The sequence below is a fragment of the Paenibacillus sp. yr247 genome (assembly GCF_900103825.1).
Classification (GTDB): Bacteria; Bacillota; Bacilli; order Paenibacillales; family NBRC-103111; genus Paenibacillus_E.
The window spans coordinates 366190-381002 of record NZ_FNIF01000002.1 but is presented as its reverse complement, the minus strand read 5'-3'; the positions used below and the strand labels follow the sequence as shown (position 1 = coordinate 381002).

Below are 14813 nucleotides of genomic sequence, written 5' to 3'. Positions count from 1 at the left end.
AAAAAGGGTGATTGTTTGTCATGAGTAATACGAATCTAGAGCAGTTGCAGGACTCCACGTCAGAATCTGATAGAGATGCTAGAATACTTAAACAAGGAAGAAAACTGTTCATTCGTGAATTTGAAAAGCAGCTTAAGCAGCTTAACTCACTGCTTGATAAGATCCGGTCTGCGCCTGTAGTTCATGATTTAAACCAGTTTTATCGTATCATTCATACCCTAAAGGGCAGCGCGCCTATTTTTGGTTATGTCAGGATCGGGAAGCTGGCTGACGATTTGGTTCGAGCCTGGGAATGGACGCAATCCTTGGACATAGACAGTGAAGCGGTTCTTTTGCAATTAAACCCAATCCATGAGAGCGCAGAACACAGTCTACATGTACTTCGCGATATGAACATGGAATGTGATATCGGCGTGACAGAAATCCAGATAGATGAGCAGCAGGATCCTGCCGGAGTCTCGATGCTTGGATCCATGAAGAGCCGACTGCTGCTTGTGGATGATGACGAGGTGCTGCGATCTTATTTGACCCGTCGTCTTCAACTTGATGATTGTATCGTTGATGAAGCGGCAGATGTAGAGTCTGCCAAAAAGTTACTGCGTCTACATACTTATGATCTGGTGACGCTGGATCTCATGATGCACCCTCAATCAGGGTACGAGCTTTTTGAATTTCTCAAAGATGACCCGACTTTAAAATGCTTACCCCTTATCGTATTGTCAGGACGTAATGATTTGAATGATAAGGTCCGTTGTTTCCATCTGGGAGCCGACGATTATGTTACGAAACCGTTTCAGTACGAGGAATTGGCCGCAAGGATCTATGGGCTGCTCAAAAGGACTAAAAATTTCGAGCAACTCGCCTTCCGTGATCCGCTCACCGGCGTATTCAATCGTCGTTATTTCGATCAGCAGATTCGTATGGAGCTGCAGCGTATCGAGCTTTATCCGGCACCGATATCTCTGGTTTTTATTGATATTGATTGCTTTAAAAAGATCAATGATACCTATGGCCATCATGTGGGAGACTTGGTGCTCCAGGGCTTGGCTCATTTACTGCAGGTCAACTTGCGATCGACAGATTTACTAGCACGATTTGGCGGTGAAGAGTTCGTAATTGCCCTTCCAAATACGGCTGTGGAACAGGCGATTACAACGATGCAGGACATCTTGGATAAAGTACGCACAAAGGCGGTTGCGCAGTATGAGGGTCAAACCTTCTCTATCACCTTCTCTGCAGGTGTTGCAGAGTGGCAAGAAGGGATGACTGTAGCAGAGTGGGTTTCTAAGGCTGATGATGCCATGTATCAAGCTAAACAGCAGGGCAGGAATCGGATTGTGGGTGCCTCGGAAGAGGATGATGGAGGGACAATGCCTCGTAAGTCGGCGGCCACTCCACAACTTCCAAAGAAAAATCTGCTCATTGTTGAGAATGATCCGATTTTACGAGCAATTCTTACCTCTCATTTAGAACATTTACCGATTACGATCACACTTGCTACCAATGGCGAAGAGGCATTGGGCTTGTTACTCGGCAGGAGCTTTGATGCTTGTATTCTCGACGGGATGATGCCGAAACTCGATGGATTCACGTTGTTGGAGCAGATAAAGAAGGATACTCGTTTATCCCATAGAGACATGAAGGTGCTTATGCTTTCAGGTAAGAAAAAGGAAGAAGATGTGGCTAGAGGCTTTCAAATGGGGGCCGACGACTATATGACGAAGCCATTCTCGTTGGTCGAGCTGGAAGTTCGCGTGAAACAGTTAATGAACTTTGTTTAAAAGAAGGGGAGCTGGGCGTATGCCCACTCCCCTTCTGCTGTATAGATTTTAAAAGTAGATTACAATGTCTAAGGTTTGCTGCAGAGCGACTTTCTGCTAGAGTAAGGGTATAGGAAATCGTTAGGCGGAAAGGAGCCCTGCGGATGTCAGATAAAGAAGTTCTTGTACGTTTCGGTATTTCCATGCCGCAATCTCTCATAGAGCAATATGACAGGCTTATTGCCTTACAGGGCTATGATAATCGCTCCGAGGCGATCCGGGATCTCACACGCAAAGCGCTGTTAACCTCTAGCAGCATGCAGCCCGATGAAACCGTAGCCGGGACGATTGTGATGGTATATGACCATCATTTTAACGATTTGCCCATAACCTTGATGGAGCTTCAACATGATTACCATCATGCGATTATTTCAACGATGCATATCCATTTAAACCATCAGCAATGCTTAGAAATAATAGTTGTTCGCGGAAAGGTTCAGAAGCTGAGAGAGCTTCAGCAGCGGATTCAAGTTCTTAAGGGTGTAGGTTATGCAGAGCTATCTGTTACTCATGTGGACGAGCATGGAGACTCCCGTGAGCATCCTCATTCGCATGCGTAATATTCGTAGTCGTCCTATTTTTTTGTTAAAATTAGGCATGGAGGTGCCATATGTCTGTTAAAAAATGGTTTAGTTTAGAAGAAGCGAATGAAATGCTTCCATTTGTCGATCAGGAATTGAAGAAGATGCAAGGATTGAAGCGTAATTTTGAGGAAAAATATACAGAGCTTCGCAAACAGAAAAACGAGCTTGCCGAGAAACCCGGCGCTGAAAAGGATCCTTTTTTTGTCATGGAAGCAGAGCTGGAATTCATCCAAATCGAAGCACGCGGGCTTATTCAAAATTTTCAGCTTACTGGTGTAGAGCTCAAGGATATAGAAACGGGTCTTGTTGATTTTCCCGCGTTGATAGAAGGCCAAGAAGTATTGCTTTGTTGGAAACAAGGAGAGGATAGAATTCGTTACTACCACGGCAAAGATGATGGGTTTGCTGGTCGTAAACCGATTTCGGATTAGAGGAAACTTATGATGCAAATGCAAAAACCTATTCATCGTGCTCCCCGACGCTTCTTGTTTATGCCCGCATTGCTTATGTGTATGATTGCATTCATTCTCTTAGGCGCAGTAGTCGTTCCGCAGACAGCTTCTGCCCATGCGTCATTAGTACAAGCGATTCCGGAGGCGGGAACTAAACTTGAAAGCTCACCGCCTCAAGTAACGGTGACATTCAATGAACAGTTAGATGCAGGACTTTTTTATATAAAAGTATTTAATCATAACGGTGACGATGTTACTAGCAATAAAGCGCATATGAACAAAGATCAGACAGGTCTGGAGCTTAATTTGCCGAAGCTGCCTGAAGGCGTTTATTTGATTAGTTATCATGTCATTTCGGCTGACGGACACCCCGTTGGTGGGAGTTATCCGATTACCATTGGCAATCCGCCTCAAGAAGATGTGCTGGATCTGCCTTCAGCCCATGCGGGTCACGAGCACGGAGCTGGTCCTTTGACTACGAAAGTTTTACTTCAATATGCATCTCGCGGACTGTGGTATTTGATGATATTGGCGATGACTGGATGGGTTATCTGGTTAAGGTTGCCTGGAGCAGGCGGAGCAGAAGCCCGAAAATCGTTGGCATCTTGGACTCTCAATCTCCAGCGAGCACAGTTGGTTGCGTTTTTACTGCTTATTTTTACACACATCGAAGACTTGCTTGGCGGCGGCGGCGCTGAAGAGATTTGGAAACTTTTTAGCGCAACCACTATTGGCATTTCCTGGGCACTCCTGTTAGTACTGTCCTTCCTTGGATTTGTACTTGTTGGCAGGGTAATGTGGCTAGATCTGTTATGGCCGTTGTGTTTGCTTGCGGTGAAAAGCTTTAGCGGTCACGCAGCTTCCTTTTCTCCCTTATGGGCGACGATAGGGCTTGATTTTATTCACCTTGTAGGCGCAGCATGCTGGGTTGGAGGTTTGGTACTGCTATATGTGAAGTGGCGTCAGAAGGACTATGATGTCAGTTCCTATATGCAAAAGTTTTCGAATATGGCCCTGATCTCTATCCTTGTACTAACCCTATCCGGATCCTTATCCGTCTTGTTATTCCTACCCAATCTACATTATTTGCTTTACTCCGCATGGGGGATACTGCTGCTAGTGAAAATAGGTGCAGTCGTCCTTGTTATGCTTATTGGTCTTGTCATTCGGCTCTTTATGCGCAAAGGGATGGTTAATCAATCACTCCTGTGGGTTAAGCTTGATCTAACCCTTATGGTCGTAATTGTGCTGCTGGTAGGACTCATCACTTATATGGCGCCAATCCCAGTCAACGAGCCGCTGCAGTGGCACCAGATGGGGGAAAAAGTCCATGTATCTGCCGATATTACGCCTAAAATACAGGGCACTAATACCTTCGTAGCGAAAGTATTTCTTCCAGAAAAAGCAGGGAAACCGAAACAAGTACTCATGATTCTTCGTTATTTGGATGATAAAGAAATCGCTCCTATTTCTGTGCCACTAACGGTGTACGAGGATAAGGAAAAAGAAGAGTCTTATGGCTTTGCGAAATTCAGCTACAAAGCAGAGGGAGCCTACCTTCCATTCCGCGGGAATTGGGAACTAGAGATGCGTGTCATGGATGCTGATGATAATGAAACGGTCTACCAAAAAGCATTCATCGTTTATTAAAGGCATAGTGAATCAAGCCTATAATAGATAAAATTGGACTACCATTAAATATTAAACGTACCCTCAGCTTGATGCTGAGGGTTTCTTTATTGCTATTGAAGCTTGAAGCATCTTCAATAAAGCTATTTAAGGGAATTCAATAAAGAAGGCTTTCAGTCGCTTCATCTCATAATCAGTGAAAATATGGTGACAACGAAATGGCAGCTCCTTTATCGATGCTAAAATAAGCTCCAATCAAATTCCTGCGACAGCTTGCCCAGAAGGTGAACGCCTGCGGTGCTGTTGCCTTTGCGGTTCAAGGCAGGGCTGACCAAGCCTATGCCATATTGTCCGGGTACCATTGTCAAAATACTGCCGGACACACCGCTTTTGGCAGGCAGTCCTACGTTCATAGCGAATTCACCGGAGGCATTGTACATACCGCAGGTAAACATGAACGTTTTGGCGATTTGTACGAAGCGGCGCGGGATAAGGCGTAGATTCCGAATCGGATCTACGCCATTGTGTGCTAGAACCAGGGCCATTCGAGCCAAGTCCGTACAATTCACTTCGACGGAACAATGGCTGAAATAGACTTGGAGAACGTCGTCAACCTCGCTATCCAGTACGCCGTTGTCTTTAAGAAAATAGGCTAAAGAACGATTTCGGTGTGCGGTATCAGATTCGGATTTGAACACATTTTGATTGATCTCCAATGAAGGATTATGAGCGATCTTACGAAAAAATTGAAGAATTCGTTCAATCTGTTCGGCAGGATGACTACCTGCAATCAAGGAGGATATCGCAATAGCGCCAGCGTTAATAAGTGGATTAAAAGGGATGCCGGGCTCGACGAGCTCAAGCTTCAGCATGGAGTTGAAATCATCGCCAGTAGGCTCCATTCCCACCTTCGAGAATACAACCTCTTCGCCATTATCCATCAAAGCCAAAATCAGCGTGAATACTTTCGAAATACTTTGTAAAGTAAAACGGAAGTCAGAATCGCCGGCAACGACGGTGTTTCCTCCTGCATCCATGATACAGATACCTATCACATCCGCAGGAGCGTTCGCTAGTTCAGGAATATAGGAAGCAACTTGGCCGTCTGATGTATGCACTTTGCTTTCTTTAACCCATTCATTCAGGTGTGCATTCAAAAGCTTCCAAGTCTGTTCATGATTCTGGTGACTCATCTAGAAGTCATTCCTTCCTAGTTCGCTTAGGCTTTCCACGCTTGTGGGTGGTTATCGCTAATTAGATCGGTTGCGCTTGCGTTTGCGATAACTTGTTCGGGGTTTTTGCAGCCGGGAATAACTGTTGTTACAGCATCATGCTTCAAACACCAAGCCAATGCCCACTTGGCCATGTCCATCCCCTCAGGAACTTCTTCTTTTTGAATGCGCTGCACTTCCTCAAGCTTCTGCTTTACATTGTCAGCATCATGACGATGACGAACATCTGTATTGCTGAACACCGCACCAGGCTTATATTTACCGCTCAGATAGCCACTAGCCAAAGGGACGCGTGCCAGAACGCCAAGATCTTGATTCACACAGGAAGGAAAAACAAGCTCTTCTGGTGCTCTATCCAAGCGATTGTAAACGACTTGAATGGCTTTGGAATTTACCTTACTAGAGGCTTCTGTTTGATGAATATTGGCATTACTGCCGATGGAAGTTCCCAGATGGCGAATCTTACCGGCTTGAACCTGCTTGTCTAACGTCGTCCAAAGTACATCATTATCGAATAAATCATCAGGTCCAGAATGGAATTGGTATAAGTCAATATAGTCTGTTTGCAAAGCTTTTAGAGAATCGTCCAATTGTTTGATGACACCTTCAGAGCTGAAATCATCTGTTCTGGTGAATAGATCGTGGAAATGGTGGCCGAATTTCGTAGCCACGACCCAATTCTCACGATTGCGCCGCGATAAGTAATTTCCGATAAAAGATTCCGATAGATGGTCACCATAGCATTCTGCTGTATCGATCAAGTTAATGCCAAGTTCAGCTGCTTGATCCAGAATAGCATCAGCTTCAGCTTGCGTGTAGGTAAGTCCCCATTCTCCACCGAATTGCCAAGTCCCAATACCAACGATGGAAACTTTTAAGTCTGTTTTCCCAAGTCTGCGATATTTCATGGCGAGCACTCTCCTTTTATAGTATCCAACATCATTAAACGCTATTGTATGATTGATGTCAAAAGAAATGAAGCTAAAGTTATATAAAAGAAGCTCCCATCCTTATTGAGAAGGAGGGAGCTTCTTTTATGAGTTATGCGAGACCGGGTGAAAGTTCATTTTCACTCTCCTCATTGGATTTCTTAGATTTACGGTCAGATACTTTAATGTTACCGATAAAGAGTGTAAGAATAGCTCCGAGCAAGACGAACACTAAGCCTACAATAAACACTAGGTGTAGCGAAGAAACAAGGGCATTTTTTAAAATAGGAAGCATGTGTTGCACGAATTCTTTTGGCATTTTGGCCAAGGCCTCTGGGCTAAGAAGAGAGGAGTATAGGGCTTGCGGATTCTTATGAATCATATCCGTCATTTGAGCAGCCATTCCGCTTGCTTCCGTGGGAAGCTGCTTCACGACAGGTAATAAGTCTTGCTCCAGCAGCACACTTGATTTATGGTTCATAATAGCACCGAGAATCGTCATTCCAAATGTACCGCCAATTTGGCGGAAAAATTGACTGGAAGACGTAACGACACCGAGTTCCGATTTCGGGAAGCTTTCTTGCAAAGCAAGAGTAAGAATTGGCATGACTAGACCCATTCCTAAACCGAGAATCAGCATGTAACTAGAAGCGATTAACTTCGTTGTATGAATGCCCATCGTGCTGAGGAAATAGAAGCCTACAGCCATAATAATCATACCCAGAAGCATTTGCTTACGAACACCAATTTTATGAATGAATTGACCGGAAACAACGCTGGCCGCAATCATCGTTATCATGAGAGGTGTCATCACCGTACCGGATGCCGAAGCGCTGATACCGACAATACCTTGCATGAATAGAGGAACGAACATAATGGCTCCGAACATCCCAACCGCCATAAGGAATCCTACACCGTTAATTGTTGTGAAAGTTCTGTTTTTGAACAAACGAACGGGAAGAATCGGCTCTTGAGCTTTGCTTTCAATAATAACGAAGGAAACCAAAGATACGATAGCTAGCGCGAAAAGACTAATAATTTGCAATGACAACCAAGCATAATCTTTACCGCCAAATGTCAATGCAAGCAATAAGCTGACGACCCCGACAACCATCGTTACAATACCTGGAATATCGAACTTCACATTACCGGTCGCTTTATGCTTAGGTAAAGCAATTGATATTAAGATAACAGCAAGGATACCGACTGGAAGGTTGATATAGAATACCCAACGCCAGTTCAATGCGTCAACGATCCAACCACCGACTTGGGGGCCGACCACCGAAGATAAACCGAAAATCGCACCGAATACGCCCTGCCACTTGGCACGTTGTTTACCTGTAAATAAGTCCCCGATAATAATCATGGCCATCGGCATCATAATACCGCCGCCCAGACCTTGCAAGCCGCGGAACAGGATGAGTTCCGTCATGTTTTGGGAAATGCCACATAGAGCAGAAGCACCGATAAAGATGACTAGGCCCGTAACGTAGATGACGCGGCGGCCAATCAAATCGGCAAGTTTACCAGCAATAGGTACGATAACCGTTGATGTCAGCATGTAGGCCGTAGTTAACCAGGCCATAAGACCGAGACCGCCGAATTCACCAACGATACGCGGCATAGCTGTTCCCACAATTGTACCGTCCAAAGCCCCGAACAGCATGGCAATAATAAGCCCAGTAAGCAGGAGGCCTCGATTTTTCAGCTCCGGCGCTGCTTCTATAGATTTCTCTGAAGCTGTTTTTTGTATGTTTTCCACGTATACCACTCCTTGAATATGATGAAATTAGTAATAGGAAGTCAGTTTTTCAAAGGCACTCACAAGAATGCGCATTTCTTCCGGTGGAAGCTGTGACAGTCCGCGTGCAATCACTTGCTTCTGTACGTCTTCCGCTTTCTTAAGTACCTCTTTCCCGGCTTCAGTAACTTCCACCAATACAATGCGCCGGTCGGTCTCGTGATGTTTACGTACAACATGACCACTTTGGACAAGTCGATCGATCATAACGGTTATCGCACTTGGTTTAACGCCCAATTTATCCGCGAGATGGGTTTGTTTCAGAGTTCCTTCTTTTGATATGATGAATATCATAAATAATTGAGGACCCGTTAACTCTGAATTCAATTGTGAAAGTACAGTGTGACTAATTTTCCGATGCGCCGTTTCAAATGTTGTGCGGAAGCGATTGGTAAGAGTAAGCAATTCATCTTCCATAACCAAATCCTCCTTGCGAGTAATTAAATTATCGAATGATTAAACAATAAAATATTTATACAAATTAATGTTTAAACTGATTAAGTAAAATATATGCCGATTAAGACTCGAAGTCAATAGGAAAATTCAGGACTTGAGACTGGTGTACTTGCATAACAGTCATATCTTGCATATAATAACTGGTACATATATGTGAAAATGCTTTGACGGAGAAGAGTACGCAGTGCTTCTTGACAGGGAGGGAAAGCCGACGATTGAGAGCTGGCCCCGAGAATCAGGCTGCTGAAGTTCGCTCCCGAGCAGTCCTTTGAACCGGAGCTTAATCAATAGCTTCTCATTAGAAGGAACCGGACACATCGTCCGTTATCTGGAATGAAGTGAGAATCGTTTATTTGGATTATTTGCCAGTGAGCGAATCTAATTAGGGTGGTACCACGGCTTTTCGTCCCTTGTGAGGGAGCGGAAAGTCTTTTTTGTGTTTTCATTTCGGGTGATTTAGGGGCCTAATTCAGGAGGGATTTCGATGAAAGAGCGGTTGGAAGCTTTAAAGCTAGAAGCGCTGCAAGAGCTAAGCGGCGTACAAAGTCAGCAGGAGCTAAACGATCTACGAATTAAGTATTTGGGCAAAAAAGGGCCATTAACCGAGGTTCTGCGCGGGATGGGTGGTTTGAGTGCGGAAGAAAGACCTGTTATCGGTCAAGTGGCGAACGACGTTCGTGCAGCAATAGAAGCCGTTATTGAAGAGAAGCAAGCAGCGTACCAACAGCAAGAAACAGAGAACAGACTTCGTGCGGAAATGATAGACGTTACATTGCCAGGCCGCCCGTCGCAGCAAGGTGCTGTGCATCCTTTAAGCAAAGTCATTCAAGAAATTGAAGACATTTTCATAGGTATGGGCTATACCGTCGCTGAAGGTCCGGAGGTCGAGCAAGACTACTACAACTTTGAGGCGCTAAATCTGCCGAAGGATCACCCAGCTCGCGACATGCAGGATTCGTTTTATATCACAGAAGAGATACTGATGCGTACACAAACCTCCCCGGTTCAAGTTAGAACGATGGAGAAACGAAAAGGGGAAGTTCCCATCAAAATCATTTGTCCGGGCAAAGTATACCGCCGCGATGACGATGATGCGACACATTCCCATATGTTTACGCAAATCGAGGGCTTGGTCATCGACCGTAACGTACGGATGAGTGATTTAAAAGGAACTTTGCTTCAATTCGTTCAGGAGATGTACGGCAAAGAGACGAGAATTCGCTTGCGTCCAAGCTTCTTCCCATTCACAGAGCCGAGCGTTGAGGTAGATGTTAGCTGTGCCATGTGTGGCGGTGTTGGTTGCCGTACTTGCAAACAAACGGGCTGGTTAGAAATCCTCGGAGCGGGCATGGTGCATCCGCGCGTTCTTGAGATGGGTGGATATGATCCGAAGGAATACACGGGCTTTGCTTTTGGAATGGGCGTTGAGCGCATAGCAATGCTGAAATACGGGATTGAAGATATACGCCATTTCTATACAAATGATTTGCGGTTCTTAAAGCAATTCTTACACTTGTAAGCATCAGGAAAAGGAGGAGTTAAGCATGAAGGTTTCTTACCAATGGTTATCGGAATATGTAGATGTATCAGGCTTCACAGCCGAGGAATTAGCAGAAAAACTGACCCGAAGCGGTATCGAAGTGGATATTGTTGAAGATCGGAATAAAGGTGTTACGAACGTAGTCGTAGGATTTGTAAAGTCTCGCGAAAAACATCCAGACGCTGATAAATTAAGCGTTTGTCTCATCGATGCCGGACAAGGCGAAGACTTGCAAATCGTTTGTGGAGCTAAAAATATCGATGCGGGGCAAAAGGTACCTGTCGCTATGATCGGAGCTGTTCTGCCTGGGGGACTGCAAATTAAACGCGCTAAGCTGCGCGGCGTTGAGTCGCAAGGCATGATTTGTTCAGCCAAAGAGCTTGGTCTGAATGATAAGCTGCTGCCAAAAGAAATTCAGGAAGGCATTTTGGTGCTGCCTGAAGAGACGGAAATCGGCAGCTCTGTCCTAGATGTTCTGGCCATCAATGACAAAGTTCTGGAGCTTGACCTGACACCAAACCGCTCCGATTGCTTGAGTATGCTCGGAGCGGCTTATGAAATCGCGGCGATTCTTGGCCGCAGCGTCAAACTGCCTAATGCGGAAGCGGCGCTTGAAGCGGCTGGAACAGCTTCAGTGAAAGCTTCGGACCGCATCAGTGTGAAGATCACAGCGACAGAGCAGTGCGCGCACTATGCGGCACGCCTAATCGAAGGCGTGCGTGTAGGCACTTCTCCGCTGTGGATCCAGAACCGCTTGATGGCGGCTGGTATCCGCCCCATCAATAACATCGTTGACATCACGAATTTCGTGATGCTTGAATACGGTCAGCCACTCCACGCTTTCGATGCCGAGCAGCTAAATAACGGACACATCGACGTACGCCTAGCGCAAGCGGGCGAGAAGCTCGTCACGCTTGACGATGTGGAACGCACGTTAGAGCCGCACATGCTGCTCGTCACGGACGGCACGAAGCCGGTAGCGATTGCCGGAGTTATGGGCGGCGCTAACTCCGAAGTGACAGAGGGCACGACGCGGATTCTCCTTGAATCCGCTAAGTTCTCAGGCAGCTCTGTGCGCCGAACATCGCGCCAGCTAGGGCTACGCTCTGAAGCGAGTCTTCGCTTCGAGAAAGAAGTGAACCCGGAAGCGGTGCTTCCGGCATTGAACCGTGCTGCTGCGTTAATCGCTCAGTATGCAGCAGGTCAAGTCGCAGACGGCATCGTAGAAGCTGTCGCAGGCTCTCACAAGCCTGTTAACATCGAGCTTGCTGCTGATCGTGTGAACAATTATCTCGGCACTGAACTTTCATTGACCGAGATGGGTCAAATCCTTGAGCGCCTGCACTTCACATTCGAGCAGGCGGGCGAAGGCAAGCTGCTCGTACACGTGCCGAGCCGCCGCGGAGACATCACACGGGATGTCGATTTGATCGAAGAAGTAGCACGCCTCTTTGGCTACGACAACATCCCAACGACCTTGATGAGCGGTGTGACGACTCCAGGCTCCTTGTCCAAAGAACAGTCGATCCGTCGTATTGCACGGAATCTACTGACCCAAAGCGGGCTGCATGAAGTCATCACCTATACCTTTATGCACCCGGATCAAACTGCCTCGCTGCCGGGTCTATACCCAGCGGCGAAACCAATCTCGCTGGCCATGCCAATGAGCGAGGATCGCAGCCAACTGCGTACTAGCTTGCTGCCGCATCTGCTTGACGTTGTTAGTTATAACCGCAATCGCACAATGGATGATGTGGCCATTTTTGAAATCGGAAAAGCATTCGTTACAGACGAGTCTACACTCACAACTTTGCCGCAAGAGAAGCTTCTCATGTCCATCGTAATGACAGGCAACCGCCGCCAAGCGCACTGGGCTCAGAAGTCCGAAGCTGTCGACTTCTATGACATCAAAGGCATTTTTGACCGACTTGTAAGCTACCTAGGCGTTAAAGGACTCACCTATCAATCTGCGTCGCCAGATGGCTTCCATCCGGGACGTACAGCGGAACTCTTGCTAAACACGGCAGAAGGCCAGCAGGTAATAGGTCGAATTGGCCAACTGCATCCTACAGTCCAACAGCAGCGTGATCTTGATGACACTTACGTACTTGAAGTTGAGCTTTCCCCAATCTTGGATGCTGCGAGTGATGCAATTATATATAAATTGCTGCCGCGTTATCCATCCATTGGACGTGATCTCGCTGTAGTCGTGAAGGCAAGTGTACCAGTAGGCCTCATGGAGCAATCCATCACCGAAGTAGCCGGAGATTTGTTAGAATCCATTCAAGTATTCGACATCTATACAGGAGAGCGTCTAGGTGCAAATCGCAAAAGCGTAGCCATTGCCCTGGTGTACCGTCATACAGAAAGAACTCTATTGGATGAGGAAGTAACAGAACTCCATGCCAAAGTTGTTCAAACCCTTGAACAACAATATGAGGCAGAGCTAAGAAAATAGTGTAACTTTCATTTAAGTTGCAGGAAAACAGGCTGGTCTTATCGAAATTACACTCGATAGGGCCAGCCTTTCATCTAAGGGAGGATATAAAAAGTGAACGCTGAAGATAAAACGAGGATTACCGTTGATATATATGGAAACCAATACAAACTAAAAGCAAGCACCAGCACCAACTACATGAAGCGTGTTGCTGAATACGTAAACGACCAAATGTTTCGTATTGCTAAAGGTTATCCACGCCTTGATTCGCAAAGAATCGCCGTTCTTGCTGCGGTAAACATGGCAGACGAGTGCTTTCGTATGAATGAAGTCATGGAAGAACTGAGCAAAGCCCAAAAAGATCAAGAAGCAACCAAAGCGGCGTATGAAAAGTTATTCGTTACTTATAACGAATTGAAACAAGAATACGAAATTCAGATGACCTTTGTTGGCGAGCAAAAAGCCAAGCTAGAGCTAGTTAACCAACAGCAAGAGCAAATGAAACTGGAGGTACATAAAGGGAAACAAGAACAAGAGCAAGCCAAGCAGCTGCAAGAGCAAATCAAACAACAACTAGAGCAAGAAAAACGGCAACTCATTCAAGTGCGACAACTACTAGACCAAGAAAAACAACAGCACGAGCAGATTAGACAGCAACTCGAACAAGAGAAACAACAAAAGGCACATCAGCTTCAAACGTTGAACGAACAACACCAGTCTGAAAAATTGTCCCTTTTGGAGATGCACCAACAAGAAAAAGAAGCACTTATTCAACTTCATTTGCAGGACAAAGAAACGAATAACATGAAACATCAAGAGGAAATCGAACAAATCACCATCCTGTACCAAGATGAGATTGAGGGGAAAATTCAACGTTTCGAGCAAGAAAAAGGCAGCCTTGTTGGACAGTACCAAGAACAACTAGCGAGCATCATTCAACAGCTTGAAGACCAAAAATCGGCCATTATTCAGCAATATCAAGCTCAAATTGATACCTTACTCGAGCAACGGCAATTAGAACGAAGTGCGCTTTCTCAACATTTCGAAGAAGAAAAAAAACAAATTCTAGCGCAAGCCCGTAGAGAAAAAGAAGAATTAATGCACCAGAGCCTGAGTGACGAAGCTCAGCAAAAAGAACTTCAACATATCAAAGAAGAGTATAGAGAACTGCGTGAGGAATATGCCAAACTGCAGAATGAATACAACGAATGGATCGAGCTTGTAGAAACAGACAGCCCTGGAAGGTAATCTCAGTGACAATGAATACATTAGACTATGTCATGTTGGCGATAGTAGCTTTGGGTCTGCTGCTAGGTTACTTTAGAGGATTTATTGCCCAAATTGTTTCACTCTCTGGTTTTGTCCTAGCCTACCTAGTTGCTTTTTATTTTTACAGAGACTTTGCCCCTATGCTTCGAAACGCAGTCTCACTGCCGTCTTATCAAAATTATCAAAAATACGAATTTATTGTAAAAGGTCTCAATTTGGATACCTATATCCTGAATGCCATAGCCTTTGCCATATTGTTTTTTGGCGTAAAATTTGCACTAGTGATCGTAGGCAGAGCGCTAAATGTTCTAGCAAAAACCCCAGGCCTGAACTTCATTAACCGCTGGAGCGGCGCATTTCTCGGCCTAGCAGAAGCGCTTTTAATCATCATAATAGCCGTTAACGTAATCGCCATTATACCCTCGGATGGGCTCCAAAAGCTGCTTTCAAGCTCAACAATAGCGCCATACCTAATTAACGAATTACCCAACATAGCAGGAAAACTTCAAGAACTGTGGAAGCAAGCAATCCCTATTTAAAAGCTGCCCATTTTCTAAAAACTTAGAAAGAGGCAGCTTTTATTGTTGACTCTATGATCTGAAAACCGTAGTAAAAAACCTTACCGCGTAGTTGCAGCGATAAGGCTTATGAAGCAGAAAATTAC

Annotated in this window: 12 protein-coding genes; 8 read left to right on the top strand and 4 right to left on the bottom strand. The window is 45.5% G+C overall.

Features of this window, described 5'->3' with window-relative positions; all coding sequences use genetic code 11:
* Positions 1–20: 20 nt before the first annotated feature.
* The 4 genes from BLT91_RS06435 to BLT91_RS06420 all read left to right on the top strand — a co-directional run bounded on the left by BLT91_RS06435 (position 21) and on the right by BLT91_RS06420 (position 4506).
* Entirely contained in the window at positions 21–1781 is a 1761-nt protein-coding gene (locus tag BLT91_RS06435) for a diguanylate cyclase (RefSeq protein WP_090818317.1), read from the top strand.
* A 143-nt stretch (positions 1782–1924) separates the two neighbouring features.
* The gene (nikR, locus tag BLT91_RS06430) at positions 1925–2380 is read left to right on the top strand and encodes a nickel-responsive transcriptional regulator NikR (protein WP_175532120.1); all 456 of its coding nucleotides are present in this window, start codon (positions 1925–1927) and stop codon (positions 2378–2380) included.
* 50 nt (positions 2381–2430) lie between these two features.
* Positions 2431–2835 (top strand): DUF2203 domain-containing protein, encoded by a 405-nt coding sequence (locus tag BLT91_RS06425; protein ID WP_090818310.1) that lies wholly within the window; start codon positions 2431–2433, stop codon positions 2833–2835.
* Between the two features lie 9 nt (positions 2836–2844).
* Positions 2845–4506 (top strand): copper resistance CopC/CopD family protein, encoded by a 1662-nt coding sequence (locus tag BLT91_RS06420; RefSeq protein WP_090818307.1) that lies wholly within the window; start codon positions 2845–2847, stop codon positions 4504–4506.
* A gap of 218 nt (positions 4507–4724) precedes the next feature.
* Here BLT91_RS06420 and glsA read toward each other — a convergent pair whose 3' ends face one another.
* From glsA to BLT91_RS06400, 4 genes are all read right to left on the bottom strand, one after another.
* Positions 4725–5678, bottom strand: coding sequence for a glutaminase A (gene glsA / locus BLT91_RS06415; RefSeq protein ID WP_090818305.1), 954 nt, complete (start codon positions 5676–5678; stop codon positions 4725–4727).
* A gap of 26 nt (positions 5679–5704) precedes the next feature.
* Complete coding sequence (locus tag BLT91_RS06410) at positions 5705–6625, bottom strand: aldo/keto reductase (RefSeq protein WP_090818302.1); 921 nt, start codon at positions 6623–6625, stop codon at positions 5705–5707.
* A 133-nt stretch (positions 6626–6758) separates the two neighbouring features.
* The gene (locus BLT91_RS06405; protein WP_302847478.1) at positions 6759–8354 is read right to left on the bottom strand and encodes an MDR family MFS transporter; all 1596 of its coding nucleotides are present in this window, start codon (positions 8352–8354) and stop codon (positions 6759–6761) included.
* Between the two features lie 81 nt (positions 8355–8435).
* Entirely contained in the window at positions 8436–8864 is a 429-nt protein-coding gene (locus BLT91_RS06400) for a MarR family winged helix-turn-helix transcriptional regulator (RefSeq protein WP_090818299.1), read from the bottom strand.
* A 523-nt stretch (positions 8865–9387) separates the two neighbouring features.
* Here BLT91_RS06400 and pheS point away from each other — a divergent pair.
* From pheS to BLT91_RS06380, 4 genes are all read left to right on the top strand, one after another.
* Positions 9388–10422 carry a phenylalanine--tRNA ligase subunit alpha gene (gene pheS, locus BLT91_RS06395; RefSeq protein ID WP_090818297.1) on the top strand — a complete coding sequence of 345 codons (1035 nt, stop codon included), beginning with the start codon at positions 9388–9390 and terminating at the stop codon, positions 10420–10422.
* 25 nt (positions 10423–10447) lie between these two features.
* A complete protein-coding gene (gene pheT / locus BLT91_RS06390) occupies positions 10448–12901 on the top strand; it encodes a phenylalanine--tRNA ligase subunit beta (RefSeq protein ID WP_090818294.1) in 2454 nt (817 codons plus the stop codon).
* Positions 12902–12994: 93 nt separating this feature from the next.
* A complete protein-coding gene (gene zapA / locus BLT91_RS06385) occupies positions 12995–14128 on the top strand; it encodes a cell division protein ZapA (protein ID WP_090818291.1) in 1134 nt (377 codons plus the stop codon).
* 11 nt (positions 14129–14139) lie between these two features.
* The gene (locus BLT91_RS06380) at positions 14140–14688 is read left to right on the top strand and encodes a CvpA family protein (protein ID WP_090819777.1); all 549 of its coding nucleotides are present in this window, start codon (positions 14140–14142) and stop codon (positions 14686–14688) included.
* The last annotated feature ends 125 nt before the right edge of the window (positions 14689–14813 follow it).

What these genes read in the sequence shown, in the direction of transcription:
- BLT91_RS06380 (WP_090819777.1), top strand. Translation starts at nt 14,140, where the DNA reads ATGAATACATTAGACTATGTCATGTTGGCGATAGTAGCTTTGGGTCTG.
- pheT (WP_090818294.1), top strand. Translation starts at nt 10,448, where the DNA reads ATGAAGGTTTCTTACCAATGGTTATCGGAATATGTAGATGTATCAGGC.
- pheS (WP_090818297.1), top strand. Translation starts at nt 9,388, where the DNA reads ATGAAAGAGCGGTTGGAAGCTTTAAAGCTAGAAGCGCTGCAAGAGCTA.
- BLT91_RS06400 (WP_090818299.1), bottom strand. Translation starts at nt 8,864, where the DNA reads ATGGAAGATGAATTGCTTACTCTTACCAATCGCTTCCGCACAACATTT.
- BLT91_RS06420 (WP_090818307.1), top strand. Translation starts at nt 2,845, where the DNA reads ATGATGCAAATGCAAAAACCTATTCATCGTGCTCCCCGACGCTTCTTG.
- glsA (WP_090818305.1), bottom strand. Translation starts at nt 5,678, where the DNA reads ATGAGTCACCAGAATCATGAACAGACTTGGAAGCTTTTGAATGCACAC.
- BLT91_RS06425 (WP_090818310.1), top strand. Translation starts at nt 2,431, where the DNA reads ATGTCTGTTAAAAAATGGTTTAGTTTAGAAGAAGCGAATGAAATGCTT.
- nikR (WP_175532120.1), top strand. Translation starts at nt 1,925, where the DNA reads ATGTCAGATAAAGAAGTTCTTGTACGTTTCGGTATTTCCATGCCGCAA.
- BLT91_RS06410 (WP_090818302.1), bottom strand. Translation starts at nt 6,625, where the DNA reads ATGAAATATCGCAGACTTGGGAAAACAGACTTAAAAGTTTCCATCGTT.
- BLT91_RS06435 (WP_090818317.1), top strand. Translation starts at nt 21, where the DNA reads ATGAGTAATACGAATCTAGAGCAGTTGCAGGACTCCACGTCAGAATCT.